This window comes from Chryseobacterium daecheongense, from assembly GCF_003729955.1.
Lineage (GTDB): Bacteria > Bacteroidota > Bacteroidia > Flavobacteriales > Weeksellaceae > Chryseobacterium > Chryseobacterium daecheongense.
Genome location: NZ_RJTX01000001.1, coordinates 177,950 through 195,609 on the forward strand (window position 1 = coordinate 177,950; position 17,660 = coordinate 195,609).

General features: G+C 39.0%; 13 protein-coding genes. All 13 read left to right on the plus strand.

Going from position 1 to position 17,660, the window contains the following annotated elements:
• Positions 1-132 precede the first annotated feature (132 nt).
• The 13 genes from EGI05_RS00830 to EGI05_RS00890 all read left to right on the plus strand — a co-directional run bounded on the left by EGI05_RS00830 (position 133) and on the right by EGI05_RS00890 (position 17,647).
• The gene (locus EGI05_RS00830) at positions 133-990 is read left to right on the plus strand and encodes a helix-turn-helix domain-containing protein (RefSeq protein WP_123261185.1); all 858 of its coding nucleotides are present in this window, start codon (positions 133-135) and stop codon (positions 988-990) included.
• 80 nt (positions 991-1,070) lie between these two features.
• Positions 1,071-1,787, plus strand: coding sequence for a siderophore-interacting protein (locus EGI05_RS00835; RefSeq protein WP_123261186.1), 717 nt, complete (start codon positions 1,071-1,073; stop codon positions 1,785-1,787).
• Positions 1,788-2,481: 694 nt separating this feature from the next.
• Positions 2,482-3,207: an NUDIX hydrolase gene (locus tag EGI05_RS00840; protein WP_123261187.1), complete on the plus strand. Its 726-nt coding sequence runs from the start codon at positions 2,482-2,484 to the stop codon at positions 3,205-3,207.
• 15 nt (positions 3,208-3,222) lie between these two features.
• The gene (locus EGI05_RS00845) at positions 3,223-4,707 is read left to right on the plus strand and encodes a xylulokinase (RefSeq protein WP_123261188.1); all 1,485 of its coding nucleotides are present in this window, start codon (positions 3,223-3,225) and stop codon (positions 4,705-4,707) included.
• Between the two features lie 107 nt (positions 4,708-4,814).
• Positions 4,815-6,143, plus strand: coding sequence for a xylose isomerase (xylA, locus tag EGI05_RS00850; protein WP_123262535.1), 1,329 nt, complete (start codon positions 4,815-4,817; stop codon positions 6,141-6,143).
• Positions 6,144-6,239: 96 nt separating this feature from the next.
• Positions 6,240-9,134 (plus strand): SusC/RagA family TonB-linked outer membrane protein, encoded by a 2,895-nt coding sequence (locus EGI05_RS00855; protein ID WP_123261189.1) that lies wholly within the window; start codon positions 6,240-6,242, stop codon positions 9,132-9,134.
• 12 nt (positions 9,135-9,146) lie between these two features.
• Positions 9,147-11,105 carry a RagB/SusD family nutrient uptake outer membrane protein gene (locus EGI05_RS00860; protein WP_123261190.1) on the plus strand — a complete coding sequence of 653 codons (1,959 nt, stop codon included), beginning with the start codon at positions 9,147-9,149 and terminating at the stop codon, positions 11,103-11,105.
• A 78-nt stretch (positions 11,106-11,183) separates the two neighbouring features.
• Complete coding sequence (uxuA, locus tag EGI05_RS00865; protein ID WP_123261191.1) at positions 11,184-12,359, plus strand: mannonate dehydratase; 1,176 nt, start codon at positions 11,184-11,186, stop codon at positions 12,357-12,359.
• A gap of 32 nt (positions 12,360-12,391) precedes the next feature.
• Positions 12,392-13,207 carry an SDR family oxidoreductase gene (locus EGI05_RS00870; RefSeq protein ID WP_123261192.1) on the plus strand — a complete coding sequence of 272 codons (816 nt, stop codon included), beginning with the start codon at positions 12,392-12,394 and terminating at the stop codon, positions 13,205-13,207.
• Positions 13,208-13,318: 111 nt separating this feature from the next.
• The gene (gene uxaC / locus EGI05_RS00875; protein WP_123261193.1) at positions 13,319-14,737 is read left to right on the plus strand and encodes a glucuronate isomerase; all 1,419 of its coding nucleotides are present in this window, start codon (positions 13,319-13,321) and stop codon (positions 14,735-14,737) included.
• A gap of 4 nt (positions 14,738-14,741) precedes the next feature.
• A complete protein-coding gene (locus EGI05_RS00880) occupies positions 14,742-15,740 on the plus strand; it encodes a sugar kinase (RefSeq protein WP_123261194.1) in 999 nt (332 codons plus the stop codon).
• A complete protein-coding gene (locus EGI05_RS00885) occupies positions 15,737-16,372 on the plus strand; it encodes a bifunctional 4-hydroxy-2-oxoglutarate aldolase/2-dehydro-3-deoxy-phosphogluconate aldolase (protein WP_123261195.1) in 636 nt (211 codons plus the stop codon). The genes EGI05_RS00880 and EGI05_RS00885 overlap by 4 nt, the downstream gene beginning before the upstream one ends.
• Positions 16,373-17,647, plus strand: coding sequence for an MFS transporter (locus tag EGI05_RS00890; RefSeq protein WP_123261196.1), 1,275 nt, complete (start codon positions 16,373-16,375; stop codon positions 17,645-17,647).
• Positions 17,648-17,660: the final 13 nt, after the last annotated feature.

Here is a 17,660-nt window from a genome sequence, read left to right on the forward strand (position 1 = left end):
ATCAGCTTGAACGGACCGATTATCCGTGAGAAAAAAGACATGAAAGCAGAATGTAGAGAAACAAAAGTTACAGAGAAAAATTTTATCTTTAATGTCTTAAAAGAATATAAAGTAAAATAGGTAAAAGATATAATGACCGGCAAATCAAAATCAATTCCCGTAAGGCCTTTAGCGAAGGAATTTGACAAAGGCATCGCTGTCGGGAAATATCCGATTGCTGATTTACGACTTTCAGAAGAAGCCGAATACTCACATAGGCACGATTATCATTTTTTTATCTTACAGGAAAAAGGAACATCTTATTTCGAAATTGATTTTGAGAAGCATCAGATCAAAAAGCCGTCTATTATTTACATTGCACCCAATCAGGTTCACAGGGTTTTAAAAGCCGAAGGCATTGAGTTTTGTTTGTTAGCCATCAACAATGAAAACCTGCACCCTGAATACCTGGAATTATTGCAGGAAATCTCACCCGCAAAGCCGTTACCGCTAGATTCAAAACACTTTTCTCTTATCAGCCAAACATTTCTGTTGTGCATTAACCTGTTTGAAGATAGAGAAAGCAAATTATATCTGTCTTCGCTAAAAGATAGTTGCAATACTTTGATTTCTTTATTTCTATCGCAATATCTGGAAAAATCAAAACAGGCGGATGCACTTTCCCGATTTGACCTCATAACCAAGGCATTCAAATTAGCACTGGAAAACAATTTTATTAAAACCAAACGACCTGCCGACTATGCCCAAAAATTGAATATTTCCGTTCCTTATCTGAATGAATGCGTGAAAAATATAACAGGCTTTCCTGTTTCTTATCATATTCAGCAGCGTGTTATTCTGGAAGCCAAACGATTGCTTTATCATTCCAATAAATCAGTCAAGGAGATTGCTGCCGAATTGGGTTATGAAGATTATGCCTACTTTTCACGCTTGTTCAATAAAACAACTGGAATGACCGCGTTGACTTTCAGGAATAAAAACCACGATTAGTCCTATACTTACGCCTTTCATTCCATTGTTTGCCGACCTCATTCGCTGTTCCTTTGTATGAGGTTTTAATGCAATAAACAATGATTTCTAAACTACCAAAATGGGCGGCTGATCTCACGGAAAAAACGGGTTCTATAATGTTTGATATGAAAATATTGGAAACCGTTTATATAAGTCCAGACATAAAGAAAATACGTTTTCAGGGGGATATATCACAAATGAACTTCCAAATAGGGTATGCCAATATTATCCGTGTAAGCAATACGGAATTCAGAAACTATACGGCATCATATCATAATGTTCGTGACCGGATTTTAGATATTATTTTTCATATTCACGACAATGGTGTCGGAAGCCGATACATTGACAAGCTGAAGCCAAAAGATGAATTGCGCATCAGTATTCCGAGAGGTAAAAAAATGTATAACGAAACAATAAGGCAGCAGTTCATCTTTGGCGATGAGACCTCTTTGGGACTTGCCTGCGCAATTTTGCCGATCCTGCAAAAGAATAACCATCAATATCAGTTTTATTTTGAATTGGACGATGAGAACCAGAACGTCCCTGAATTATTGGGTTTGGAAAATTATACGGTATTTTCAAAAAAGAACACATTCAGAAACGAACAATGGATCAGTGAACTGCCGGTTGTCAACACCGATGAATGGGACGCTGCAAATTATATATTGACTGGGAACGCAAAATCAGTCCAGACATTCAGAAAAGTATTGAAAGGTAAATCGAGAAGTAACATTTCTTCGCAGGGTTATTGGCTTGAGGGAAAAAAAGGATTATAAATTGAGCTAAAAAAGCCAATGAAATTCTGCTTTTATTCGAATGATGATTTAGATGTTTAAAAACATTATAAATATGTTGTTTAATTACTGTTTAATTGAAGACAATTATAAAGAATAGCCATAGCTATATTCCGTTGAGAGATCAGCGATAAAATACTCAGATGCAATAAATGTCGATAAATCCTGCAAAAATTAAAATTTGGCAGGATTTTTTTGTTGCTGAATTCACGCAATTTTCAAATAAATTTATAAAGGATTGGGTTGGGATTTTTCATGTTTGCATTATTATACCATATTGTTGTTTAAGTTGATTGTTTCGTAATTATTTGGAGTTAGAGTATAAAAAATGGTAATTGAAAACAGCGGTTTGCTTCGTTTTTAATAATAAAAAGTGTGTATTTTACATTTTTTTTTCAATCAAAATGAAAAAAAATTCGATTCTTCTTATCATAATATTTATTCCAAAAATAATTTTTTTTTCAGGAGCCAAATAATCTGGCAATTAATTGTGAATTCATATTTTATGAAATAAGTAAGTGTAAAAGTAATGATAACCTTATCATATTTTTTATACAATTCATATCATAAAAAACCGATATGTAATGTATTGATAAGCAGTAGATAATGACGGATTTATTTTTTTTATTCAGATGAATTTTTATATTTGTAATGTTACCAAAATGTTAACAAACTAATGAATCAGAACTTTATTCGTACCTATGTCTCTGTAGACTGTGTTGTATTTGGATTTGACCATGAAAACCGGTTGAATATATTATTAGTTCAACGCCATGTAGATGATATCCCGTTGGAAAAACAGAGAAAATTGCCGGGAAGTTTAATTTTTAGTGATGAAGATGTAGATGATGCCGCACAAAGAGTACTTCATGAACTTACCGGAATAAAAAGAATGGTTCTTAAACAGTTCCGATGCTTTGCTGACCCTATGAGGGCAAGCAATGCACATGATATAAAATGGATGGATAAGGAATATAAGCACCATATAGACAGAATTATTACAGTAGCTTATCTTTCTCTTTGTAAAATAGATCATAAGATCAACAGTACAAAATATGATACCGTAGACTGGTATCCTATTGATGAAGTTCCGGTACTGCCATTTGATCATAATAAAATCATCACAGAGTCCCTTATTGAGATACGAAAATGGATTGAATCTGATTTCTCCATTATTTTTGAGCTGCTGCCGAAAAGATTTACCATAAGACAGCTCTATCAGCTCTACAGTGCTTTAAGCGAAAAAAATATTGATATTAAGAATTTTCATAAAAAAATATCTTCATTCCCTTATATAGTTCCTTTGGATGAAATTCAAAAAGACGTATCACACCGTGCAGCAAGGTATTATAGATTTGACGCGAAGATCTACAAGAAAAACAATACAAAACTTATAAAATAATCCTTTTAAAAAATTATGTACTTACTAGGCTATGACATTGGCAGTTCTTCTGTGAAAGTTTGTCTCATCGAGGCATCCAGTGGAAAAGTGATTGCTTCTGAATTTTCTCCCAAAAAAGAAATGAAAATCACTGCTATAAATCCCGGATGGGCAGAGCAAAATCCAGTTGACTGGTGGACCAATCTGAAATTGGCGCATGAAGCTGTCATGCATGAATCCGGAGTACATGCTGAAGATATTAAAGGGATTGGAATCACCTGGCAGATGCATGGTTTGATTCTGGTAGATAAAGATCAGAACCTTTTAAGACCGTCAATTATCTGGTGTGACAGCCGTGCTGTACCTTATGGTGAAAAAGCATTTAAGGCAATAGGTGAAGAAAGATGTCTTACTCATCTGTTAAATTCACCGGGGAATTTTACGGCATCAAAACTTGCATGGGTAAAAGAAAACGAACCTGAAATCTTTGAAAAGATAGATAAAATAATGCTTCCGGGAGATTATATTGCGATGAGGCTTTCAGGGCAGATCGGAATGACGATTGAAGGATTGTCGGAAGGAATCTTCTGGGATTTTAAGAACAACTGTATCTCGGAAGATATCATCAACTACTATGGGATTCCGAAAAGCTTTTTCCCTGAAATTGTACCTACGTTTGGTATTCAGGCAACAGTTTCTAAGATCGCAGCTGAGGAATTAGGCTTAAAAGAAGGTACGCCTATCTCATACAGAGCAGGAGACCAGCCCAACAATGCTCTTTCCCTGAATGTTTTCAACCCGGGAGAAATAGCCTCTACGGCAGGAACTTCCGGTGTGGTATATGGGGTTCTGGATCAGCTGGAATATGATAAGTTATCAAGGGTAAATACATTTGCCCATGTCAATTACACAGAGGAACAGATCAGGCTGGGAGTTTTACTGTGTATCAACGGAACCGGAATTTTAAATTCCTGGCTGAAGCATAATTTTGCAACCTCACTTTCTTCTTATGGGGATATGAATGATATGGCTTCACTTTCACCTATCGGTTCTAAAGGACTAAGTATTATTCCTTTTGGAAACGGGGCTGAACGGGTGCTGGAAAATAAAGATACAAGTTGTTCCATTCACGGAATTAATTTCAATATACATACAAAGGGAGATATACTGCGTGCGGCGCAGGAAGGTATTGTATTCTCTTATGAATACGGAATGGATATCATGAGAAATATCGGAATGGATATCCAGGTGATCCGTGCAGGAAATGCCAATATGTTTTTAAGTTCAATTTTTCGCCAGTCACTATCCAGTGTCAGCAATGCACTTATTGAACTTTATGATACGGATGGAGCAGTAGGAGCTGCAAGAGCTGCGGGAATGGGAATAGGATTTTATTCAGATTCCAGAGAAGCATTTTCTTCACTTGAAAAAATAGCGGTGATAGAGCCCGAACATGAAAAACAAGAACAATATTTAGAAGCCTATGCCAGATGGAAACATCATCTTAATGAAATAATCTAAAAAAATTACAACAGTATTTTTCATCCTCTTACTGACTTTTGAGAATCAGTGAGAAGGGAATCTCTACGCAAAAATTAAAAGGACAAATTAAAATTAATCAGATAAATATGAACACTTTAACAGGTACAAAAGAGTTTTTTACGGGTATTGAAAAAATTAAGTTTGAAGGGAAGGAAAGCAAGAACCCGTTGGCATTTCGCTATTATGATGCAGAAAGGATCGTAATGGGGAAACCTATGAAAGATTGGACCAGATTTGCGATGGCATGGTGGCACACCCTGTGTGCAAACGGAAGCGATCCGTTCGGGGGGCCCACCATCCACCACCCATGGGATATCGGAAATGATGCAGTGACCAGAGCAATGCACAAAATGGATGCAGGCTTTGAATTCATGTCTAAAATGGGCTTCAACTATTACTGCTTCCATGATATCGATTTGGTAGACCCTGCTAATAACTGGAAAGACTATGAGAAAAACCTGCAGACCATTGTGGAATATGCAAAACAAAAGCAGCAGGAAACAGGAATTAAGCTTTTATGGGGAACAGCCAATGTTTTCACCCATGAAAGATACATGAACGGAGCTTCTACCAATCCCAATTTTGATGTAGTAGCCTGCGCAGGAACTCAGGTGAAAAATTCAATAGATGCTACGATAGCATTGGGAGGTGAAAATTATGTGTTCTGGGGTGGAAGAGAAGGATATATGAGTCTTTTAAACACGGATATGAAGCGTGAAAAAGATCATCTGGCCCGTTTCCTTTCCATGTCAAGAGACTATGCACGTCAGCAAGGTTTTAAAGGAACTTTCCTGATCGAACCGAAACCGATGGAGCCTACCAAACATCAGTATGATTATGATTCTGAAACAGTAATCGGATTCCTGAGACACTACGGATTAGATAAAGACTTTAAACTGAATATCGAAGTAAACCATGCTACATTGGCAGGGCATACATTCGAGCATGAACTTCAGGTTGCTGTAGATGCAGGGCTTTTAGGAAGTATTGATGCCAATAGGGGAGACTATCAGAACGGATGGGATACGGATCAGTTCCCGATCGATTATTATGATATGGTTCAGGCATGGCTTGTACTGCTTCCGTCGGGAGGTCTGGGAACAGGAGGAGTAAACTTTGATGCCAAGATCAGAAGAAATTCTATTGATGCTGAAGATTTATTCATTTCTCACATTTCAGGAATGGATGTTTTTGCCAAAGGTCTTCTTGCAGCTGCAGATATTCTTGAAAATTCGGATTACAAAAAACTGAGAACAGACCGCTACACTTCTTTTGATAACGGAAATGGGAAAGCATTCGAGGAGGGTACGCTTACACTGGAAGATCTTCAGAGAATAGCTCACGAAATCGGCGAACCACAGCCAAAAAGCGGAAAACAGGAATTGTTTGAAGCCATCGTGAATATGTATATATAATAAAAAGATAAAAGGCTTATAAACACTAAGGATTTTTATAAACTATAATTATTAAACAGCCTTTTATTTAACAACTAATACTAAAAAATAATAATTATGAACCGATTTTATTTCAAAAAAAGCAATAGAGCTGCATTATTTTTTGCCATGACTTTATTGCCTTCCGGAATAGCATATTCACAGGTTAAGAAAGATACAGTAATTAAAGAAAATAAGATAGATGAAGTTGTTGTGATAGGATATGGAACCCAGCGAAAAGAAGCTGTGACGGGTTCTGTAGCTACAGTAAAAGGAGATGTTCTGCGTGAAGTACCTTCTGCTAATATTACCCAGTCACTACAAGGAAGAACGGCTGGTGTTGATATCTCACAAACTTCCACAAAACCGGGTGCTACAATGCAGATCCGTATTAGGGGAACCCGATCTTTGACAGGAGATAATAACCCGTTGATTGTATTGGATGGAATTCCTTTCGTGGGCTCATTGGGAGATATAAGCTCCAGTGATATCAAAAGTATTGATATCCTGAAAGATGCTTCTGCTACGGCAATCTACGGATCCAGAGGAGCAAACGGAGTTATTCTCGTTACGACCAACAGAGGAGCAAAGGGACAGAAGCCAAGATTTACCTACAATACTTTTACCGGAGTTCAGACCCTGTTTTCAAAATATCCTATGATGGATGGTCCTAAGTTTGCGCAGCTGCGTGCTTACGCGATTCCTGCGGGAAATACAACACCTTTGTATTCAAACGGGGCGGATGAAAATAACAGTGTTAATACAGACTGGCAAAGCCTGTACTACAAACCGGCGATGATGACCAGTCATGATATCGGTGTTTCAGGTGGAACCGAAGGCGGTAATTATAATGTTGGTTTGTCATACTTCAAGCAAAATGCATTAATTCCGATTCAAAGTTATGAAAGATTTGCCCTGCGAATGGCCATTGACCAGCAGGTGGGTTCTGTCTTTAAATTCGGGTTTACAACCAATACAAACTATTCCATCTCAGAAGGGAACGGAGTAAATCCGGGAGCCGTTTTGGGCTATTCTCCTATTGCCAACCCTTATAATGCGGATGGCAGCCTGAAAAGAGTGATGAGTACCGCAGGTGGTATCGATCAGACATGGATCTATACCAGAGAAAGCTTAGAGAGTCTGGGAGATAAATACATCGATGAAACCAAGGCTTTTGCATCATATAACAATCTGTACGGAGAAGCCAGTCTTCCAATCAAAGGATTGAAATACAGATTAAATGTAGGTTTGGATTTCCGAACTTCAAACAGCGGAAATTACACCGGTGTAGGGGTCTTTAATACGAACCCTCTGGGACCGTCAGCGGCAGGAAGAGGTAATAACCAGACTTATCACTGGGTATTGGAAAACCTCTTGACTTACGACCGTACATTCGGCAAACATAAGATCAATGCCGTAGCACTATATTCTGCAGAAGAGAATAAGTATACAAGCTCATACATGAGTGCAAAGAATGTCCCTGCAGACTTTTTCCAGTATTATAATCTTGGACAGTCACCTCAGGCAGATATTACAGTAAGACCTGAAGACCAGATCTACTGGAAAACAGGTTTGCTTTCCGCCATGGGAAGAGTAATGTATACTTACAATAACAAGTATATGCTGACGGCAACACTTCGTGCCGATGGATCTTCCAGGCTGGCTCCGGGGAACAAATGGCATACGTATCCGGCATTATCATTAGGATGGAATGTTACCAATGAATCTTTCATGGAGAATATCAAAATTATTAATCTTCTTAAATTCAGAGCTGGATGGGGACAGACTTCCAATCAGGCTGTGGACCCGTACTCTACGATGGGAAGATATAATGTAGCACCATACAATTTTGGAAGTGCAGGAAGTACGGGGATCTATGGAAGTCAACCACCCAACCCGAATTTAGGATGGGAATACTCAAAAACACAAAACTACGGAGTTGATTTCGGTATATTGAACAACCGTCTTACGGGAAGTGTGGAATATTACAAAACCCATACATTTGACTTGTTGACACAGAAGAGCCTTCCGGCGACCAGCGGTTGGTCATCTATCGTTTCCAATGTTGCAGAAACAGAAAATAAAGGGTTGGAAGTTTCCTTAAACGGAATCATTTTTGATAATCCGGATGGGTTTACTTGGGAAGCTGGAATTAATTTTTATACCAATAAAAACAAAATTTTATCTCTTGCATCCGGAACAGAACGTGACGTCAATAACTTATGGTTTGTAGGTCATAATATTAACTCATTATATGATTATCAATATATAGGTCTTTGGCAGGCTGGTGACCCTTATCAGAGCATTCTGGAGCCAGGCACCCCGGCAGATGTTATAGGATCGATTAAAGTTCTTTACACCGGAGGTTATAACCCTGATGGAACCCCTGTAAGAGCAATTGGACCTGACGACAGACAGATTTTTGATACAGCCCCGAAATATCAGGGAGGATTCAATATGCGATTTGCTTACAAGAATTTTGAACTAAGTACGGTAGGAGCTTTCCAGCACGGAGGAATCCTGGTAAGTACCATCTATGGATCTGCAAGTTATCTTAACAGATTAACGGGAAGAGGAAATAACGTAGATGTTGATTACTGGACAGAAAATAATACTGATGCCTATTTTCCGCGTCCAGGACGACATTTAAGTGGTGACAACCCTAAATATTCTTCTACTTTAGCGATGTTTGACGCTTCTTATCTTAAACTTCGTACCATTACATTAGGATACAATGTTGATAAAGAGTTTTTAAAAGATTTGAAAGTCAATAGCCTCAGAATCTACTTCACCGTAACCAACCCTATTGTATTATTTTCTCCTTATCATAAGTTTTCAGGAATGGATCCGGAGCCCAACTCTTTCGGAAATGAAAATCAGGCAGTAAGCGGATATCAAAGCCGTCAGCTTGTTATAGGAACCAATAACCCTTCCACAAGAAATTACTTGATGGGACTTAACTTAACCTTTTAAAACTGTACAGTCATGATAAATTTTAACAAAAAACTGGTATTAGGAGCAATCTTTTTATCTTTAACGTTTACAGGTTGTAATGAAATTCTTGATGAACAGCCAAGATCAATATATACGGCTGATTATTTTAATACAGCAGATGGAGTTAATCAGGGATTTACGGCCTTGTACAGACAGCTCCGATTATTGTATGGTAACGGATACTTTATGAGTAATTGCCAGAACGGAACTGACGAATCTACATGGGCACAAAGTGCTGATGGCAATTTTAAAGAACTGGATATGTCCGGAAACGGAAATATCAATTCCAATACATTTCCTACAAGTATGGTGTGGAATTCAGTGTTCCCATACATCAATACAGCCAACGGGATTATTGAAAAAGGACCCGGATTCGGAATTGTAGAATCTATGATTTCTGAAGCCCGTTTCTTCCGTGGATTTTACTATTTCATGCTGGTTCAGACCTATGGAGGGGTTCCTTTGGATTTAGGCGCAGGAGAATTGAAATATAACACTTTGCCGTCCACAAATTCTGCAAGGAATACCGTTCCGCAAGTATATACAAAAGCTGTCTTTGCTGATCTTAAAAAAGCAATAGAAAATTTACCTTCATCACCAAGGGTAACGGGAGGTGTAACCAAAAATGTAGCTAGATTAATGCTTGCCAAGGCTTATCTTACCTACGGATGGTGGCTGCAAAACCCCAACAATATTCCTACTTATCCGGAAGCTGCAAGAACTGATCCTGATGGGCATAATGCCCAATGGTATTTCCAACAGGCTTATGATATTGCAATGGAGGGGATCAATAATCCCGGACCTTATGCGCTTCAACCTACCTTCTATGATGTCAATGTAGGTTCAAATGACAGAAATACTGAATCTATGCTGTATGCAGACCATATACAGTCAAGTACATACTATAATGAGGGTGATCCTGTAGGATTTGGTTCAGGTTGGGCACCAGATAATTTTGCGGCATGGATGCAGACATGGAACTACACAGCTATCAAAAGCAGTAAAACCACAGCGTGGGCAGGGGCAGATGTTGTAAGCTCAGTACAGCGTGAAGCGGCACAGTCTCTGGGGCGTCCATGGGTTCGTATGTGTCCTACCTTGGGAGTTATTAAAAATACTTTTGCCGATAAAACCAATGATTCCCGTTATGATGGTACTTTTGTAACCACATACAGAGGAAACTGGCACAAAAATGGGACAGGTCTTACAACAGTTCCTGTACTTTATAATGCCAATAATCTGCCTGTACAGCCGGGAGGAGCTATCTTAAGTTTCCTTAACGATGACAGCCAGACGCCTTCTTACCCTACAGGAGCCGGACAAAGCGGTGTAGGAGCAGGTACGCTTTCAGGAAGAGCAGATTGGGTAATCGCACCGAATGGAATCAGCAGAATTGTATATCCTGGCTTATGGAAAATAGGAACTTATCGTACCGATGATCCGAACGGCTTAGGATATCCTAATGCAGGATTAACCCGTCCTTTCAGTGTTGCCAAATTTTCAGAATTCTATTTTATTGCTGCGGAAGCAGCAGTAAAAGGAGCTTCAGGAGCTATGACGGCCAGAGACCTTATCAATGTCATCCGTGCCCGTGCCGGAAAATGGAAGTTCAATAATGCCCAGAATACTTCTTATGTAATGGATAACAGTGCTGCCATGATTGCTGCAACACCATCCGTAATTACCATTGATTATATCCTTGCAGAAAGATCTCGTGAATACTATGGAGAATTTTACAGATGGTATGATCTGGTGCGTACACAGAAGTGGGGAGATTATGCTGCTACTTATCAAATTGGAGGCGCTTCTTATGGAGACCACACTCCGCAAACGGTAACAAGAACAATAATGCCTTTTCACTATCTGAGACCAATTCCTCAGAATCAGATTGATGCGATGGAAGTTTCTGCAGATATTAAGGCAAAATACCAGAATCCCGGATACAATTAATTATTTTCTACATTCATATCAGTAACAGAGTAGGTGTGAAAGCACCTGCTTTGTTTAATTGAATTAAAATTTAAAATTATGGAAAAAACCTGGCGTTGGTTTGGCAAAAAAGACAAAATAGAACTGAATACGCTTCGTCAAATAGGAGTAGAAGGAATTGTTTCTGCACTGCATGATATCCCAAACGGAGAAATCTGGAATTTGGAGGCCATCAATGATTACAAAAACTATATAGAAAGCCACGGACTTCGCTGGTCTGTTGTAGAAAGTCTTCCCGTAAGTGAAGCCATCAAATACGGAGGTGAAGACCGTGACTCTTTGATAGAAAATTATATCACAAGCCTTGAAAATCTGGGTAAATCTGGGATTACAACAGTTTGCTACAACTTTATGCCTGTTCTCGACTGGGCAAGAACCGACCTCTTTCACGAATGGGAAGACGGTTCGTCATCACTTTATTTTGATAAAGCCAAGTTTGCTTATTTTGAAATTCATATCCTTCAAAGAGAGGGAGCCGAAAACGATTACAACACAGAAATCCTTCAGAAGGTAGAAGAGTTAAAAAATACTTTAACGGAAAAAGATAATAACGATCTGATAGACTCAGTTATTGTAAAAACACAGGGATTCGTTAACGGAAATATAAAGGAAGGTGAATTGAATCCTGTAGAAAAATTCAAAAGTTTATTGGCGTTATATAATGGAATCGATAAAGATAGGCTTCGCCGGAACATGCAATATTTCCTTGAAAAAATAATGCCTGTCTGTGAAAAATGGAATATCCAGATGTGTGTACATCCTGATGATCCTCCGTTTTCATTACTGGGCTTACCAAGAATAGTGACCAATGAAGAAGATATAGACTGGCTTCTGAAAGCTGTTGATAATCCTCACAACGGATTGACGTTCTGCGCCGGTTCTTTAAGCGCCAACCTTCAGAATGATGTTCCGAAACTGGCTCAGAAGTTTGCCCATCGCACAAAATTCGTCCACCTGAGAAGTACAAACGTCTTTGAAAACGGCGATTTCATCGAGGCTCATCATTTGGGAGGAAGGGGAAAGCTCATTGAAGTGATTCGTGTATTCGAAAAAGAAAACCCTGATCTGCCCATGAGAATTGATCACGGAAGACTTTTAACAGAAGATATTGACAAAGGGTATCACCCCGGCTATTCATTTTTAGGAAGAATGCTGGCATTAGGCCAGATCGAAGGAGTAATGGCAGCGGTACAGTCAGAATTACAGAAAAATTAATCTGCGTTTGTAATAAAATAGTAAAAAGTAAAATGAAAGACCTGTTTAGTATTAAAAACAAAGTAGCAGTCATCACAGGGGCTTCGGGCGTTTTGGGAGGCAGCCTCGCCAAAAGTTTTATAGAAGCTGGAGCAAAAGTTGTTGCACTGGGAAGAAACCAGGAAACATTGGATGCCCGGGTAAAAGAACTTACGGATTTAGGAGGAGAGGCACTCGCTGTAGAAGCCAATGTGATGGATATTGAAAGCCTTGAAGCTGCTGCAGAGAAAATAAAAGAAAAGTATGGCAGCATTGATATTCTGCTCAATATAGCCGGTGGAAATATTCCGGCAGCAACCTTATCTCCCGAACAGTCATTTTTTGATATGGATATGAAGGGATGGACAGAGGTTACCGATCTTAATATCAACGGAACCGTTTACCCGAGCTACGTTTTCGGAAAAATAATGGCTGAACAGGGAAGCGGAAACATTATTAATATTTCTTCCATGGCGGCGTATTCAGCTATTACAAGAGTGGCCGGATATTCTGCTGCCAAATCGGCAATTACCAATTTTACCCAATGGCTGGCATCTGACCTGGCATTGAAATTTGGAGATAAAATACGTGTTAATGCAGTGGCACCCGGATTTTTCATTGGAGATCAGAACCGTGCTATCCTCTTGAATCCAGATGGAAGCTTAACCGAGAGAAGTAAAAAAGTAATGGCTAAAACACCAATGCAGAGATTTGGAGAAGTGGAAGAGCTGAACGGTGTTGTACAGTTTCTATGTTCGGATGCGGCAAGTTTTATCACAGGAGCATTGATTCCAGTTGACGGAGGCTTCAGCGCATTCAGTGGAGTATAAGACAATTTTCTTCATATACTGACGAACAGGATCTTAATGGTTTCATTCAAGGTCCTGTTTTTAAAATGTTAACTTTCTTAAAGTCTGAATAGAGAATAGTAAAAGTAAATAATGAATAATTCCATTAAAAATAAAGACGTTTTCGGAGAATTGTTTTTGCTTGAATCAGCAAAGGCAGAAAATCTGTATTTCGGTTATGCTAAAGACATGCCGGTTATCGATTATCACAATCATCTTGAGCCGGACGTTATTGCTGCCAATCAGAATTTCCGTTCTCCAACTGCTATCTGGCTGGATGGAGACCATTACAAATGGAGAGCCATGAGAAATTTTGGCGTTGATGAACAGTATATTTCCGGAAATACTTCAGATCAGGAAAAATTCAGAAAATGGGCAGAAGTAGTGCCTTATACCCTTCGCAACCCGCTGTTTCACTGGACCCATCTGGAACTCAAAAATCCTTTTGGAATCAGCGAATATTTATCACTTGATAACGCAGATACCGTGTATCATCAGATGAATGAAAGTCTGCAAATGTCCGGCTTTTTACCACAATCTATCATTGAGAATTTTAAGGTAGAAGCCTTGTGCACTACAGATGATCCTGCTGATGATCTGGCTCATCATAAAGCTTTAAAACACAGTGGATTTAAAACGGCTGTTCTTCCGGCTTTCCGTCCCGATGCCTATATCAATATAATCAATCCGGAACAATATCTTTCAGGAATTAAAAAGCTTGAAAAAGTCTGTGGGTTTTCCATCACATCAGTTTCTGACCTGTTGAATGCACTTCAGACCAGAATCAATTATTTTGTGGAAGCAGGAGCAAAAGTAGCCGATCATGGGTTTGAATATTTCCCGGATACTACGAAATGGAATCATAGCCTTGAAAAAGAATTTTCCGAATTCCTGAAGGGCAACCTCTCAACATTTTCCGATCCTGAAGTTTTATGCGGCTATATGCTGAAAGAGCTTTGTAAAATGTATGCAGAAAAAGGCTGGGTACAGCAGTTTCACGTAGGGGCAACCCGAAACAATAACTCAGAAATGTTCAGGAAAATGGGTGCCAATGCAGGGTATGATGCCATTGGAGAACCGTATTACGCACAGAGATTGAGCGTTTTGCTTGATGAGCTGAATACGGAAGGAAAGCTGACCAAAACTATTATTTACAATCTGAATCCGGCATTTAATGAAGTTCTGGCATCCCTTGCCGGAAACTTCAACGAAGGAGGAATCAAATCCAAGGTACAGTTTGGAGCAGCCTGGTGGTTTCTCGATCAGCTCGATGGAATGACAAAACAGATGAACACACTTTCTAATATCGGTTTGATCAGCACTTTTGTAGGGATGCTTACCGATTCCCGAAGCCTGCTGTCGTTCTCAAGACACGATTATTTCAGAAGGCTTTTGTGCAATCTGTTCGGAAGTGAAATGGAAAGAGGTCTTCTTCCCGATGATGAAAAATGGGTAGGAAAGATTATTCAGGATATCTGTTATCACAATACGAAAAATTATTTTGAAATCTAATACCATGCAGGATTCAGCGAAAATACTATGTTTCGGGGAGCTGCTTCTCCACTTTGCCCCGGATTCCGAAGGAAACTGGCTTAATGAGCAGTCTCTGAAAATTTATGTGGGCGGTGCCGAATACAATGTAGCGGCAGCACTTTCCCAGTGGAGGAATTCTGTGAAATTATTATCAGCTTTACCTGAGAATTTTGTTGGAAATCAGTTAGAATTTCAGCTTAAAAATAAAGGAATAGAAATCCTTGCAGAAAAAAACAAGGGGAGAATAGGAACATTTTATCTTTCTTCTGATGGAGATATGCAGAATGCTTCGGTGGTGTACGATCGCTTTCCGTCTGTTTTTACCCAATCGGGTTTTGAAACTTTCAACGATGATGAAATATTTTCAGAGGTACAATGGCTGCATATCAGTACCATCACACCGGCCCTGAGTGACAATGCATTTCGCAAATGTTTACAGATCATGAAAGAAGCCAGAACAAGAAATATTACGGTTTCTCTTGACCTGAATTACAGAGCGTTGCTTTGGCAAAACCAGAATCCTCACAAAATTAGAGAGCTTATGCCTTTTGTCAATGTTCTTATGGGAAATATCTGGTCTGTTGAGCAGTTTGTGAATATTCCTTTTGAATATGAACTTAACGGAAATTTTGATGATGAAAACCTTCTGAAACAGGCCGAAAAAACAGCGTTGGAAATCAGGAAACAATTTCCGAATGTGGAAAAAATTGCGAATACCTTCCGCTTTACAAACGGAGAACAGGTCAATTATTTTGCCACTTTATTTGCTGATAAACAGCTTTTGATTTCAGAAAAATATGATGCAGATAAAATTGAAGAAAGAGTAGGAAGTGGGGATTCTTTTATGGCCGCTTTGATTCATGGAATTTTAAAAGGAAATCCTGAACAGCAGGTACTGGAGGATGCCACAAAAGTTGCTTTTAAAAAGCTTTTTGTAAAAGGAGATACCATTGATGAAAGCATTAATATCGAAACATTATGAGTGAAATACTACAAAAAATAAAAGAGCAGAAAATAGTTCCGTTGTTCTATAACGAATCGTTTGAAGTTTCAAAAAATATCATAAAAGCTTTATACGAAGCAGGAATCCGTGTGATAGAATATACCAACCGGGGCCATCAGGCATTGGAAAATTTTACCAGAATGAAAGCCATTTTCCATACAGAATTTCCTGAGCTTTTGTTAGGAATCGGGACGGTAAAAAACATACAGGAAATGGATGATTATGCCAGTGTAAAAGCAGATTTCATCATTACACCGGTGATCAGTGAAGCATTGGTGAAACGTGCTCTCGAAAAAAACATCCTACTGATTCCGGGCTGTTTTACCCCTTCTGATATCAATATTGCATTTCAGAATGGGTTAACCCTGGTTAAAATATTCCCGGCAGATGCTTTAGGGAAGAACTATATTAAATCTGTACAGCCTGTTTTCCCGGGAATGAATTTCATGCCAACCGGAGGAATCCATGCAGAAACTGAAGATATCAGAGAATGGCTCAATGGAGGTGCTGTAGCAGTTGGACTGGGAAGCTCACTTATAGGAAAAGATGTTAATGAAGAAGAACTGACTCTGAAAACAAAAAAATTACTACAACAACTTAATCATAACTAAATGCAGGCTCCTAAAAACCGCAATATAAGATGGTGGATGCTGTCTCTCGTCTTTCTCGCCACTACGATCAACTATCTTGACCGTCAGGTAATGGGTTTGCTGAAACCTGTGCTGGAAAAAGAATTCAGTTGGGATGAAAAAGATTACAGTTATATCGTAATGGCTTTTACCACAACTTATGCCATCGGTTATATGGCAATGGGAAGGTTTATAGACAGGGTAGGAACCAAAATCGGGTATGCCGTTTCCCTTATTGTATGGAGCCTTGCCTCTATAGGACATGGTCTTGTTAAAAGTACTATCGGATTTATTATTGCGAGAAGCACGTTGGGGATCAGTGAAGCAGGAAACTTTCCTGCTGCCATCAAATCAGTGGCTGAATGGTTTCCAAAAAAAGAAAGAGCACTGGCAACCGGGGTTTTCAATTCGGGAGCGACTGTAGGAGCTATTTTAGCACCGCTATTGGTTCCGTTCATTCTTGGACATTACGGTTGGAGGCAGACTTTTATATGGATCGGTGCTCTAGGTATGGTTTGGATTGTTCTTTGGTGGAAATTCTATGCCGTACCGGAGAAAACAAAAAATCTCAGCAAAGAAGAACTGCAATACATAAAAAGTGATCAGGCTGAAAAGACGGAAGAGAAAACTAAAATTCCTTTATCAGAATTACTCAAATATAAAGTAACATGGTCATTTGCCATCGGTAAGATATTAACCGATCCTATCTGGTATTTCTTTATGTTCTGGCTACCGGCTTATTTCTCGGATGTATTCAAAATGGATTTAACAAAACCATCCCTTCCATTGATTGTTATTTATAGTGGAACTACAATCGGAAGTATCGGCGGAGGATATCTTTCATCATTTCTGATCAAAAAAGGCTGGGCAATCGGAAGGGCCAGAAGTATTACAATGTTATTGTTTGCATTGATGGTGGTTCCGGTAATGTTTTCAAAATATGTAGATAATATGTGGATGATTACGATTATCATTGCTTTTGCAACAGCCGCACACCAGGGTTGGGGAGCTAATCTTATGACCACAGTTGGAGATCAATTACCTAACAGTTATGTGAGTTCTGTCATTGGTTTTGGAGGAATGCTTGGTTCAGCAGCAGGAATTATTTTTCCGTTGTTCATCGGGATCGTTTTGGACACATTCAAAAAGGCAGGAAACGTCAATGGCGGTTACAATATTATTTTCTTTATCGCAGGAATTTCATATGTTGCAGCCTGGGGACTCATATCATTGATTAACAGAAAGAAAACCGTTTAGTATAACAATAATA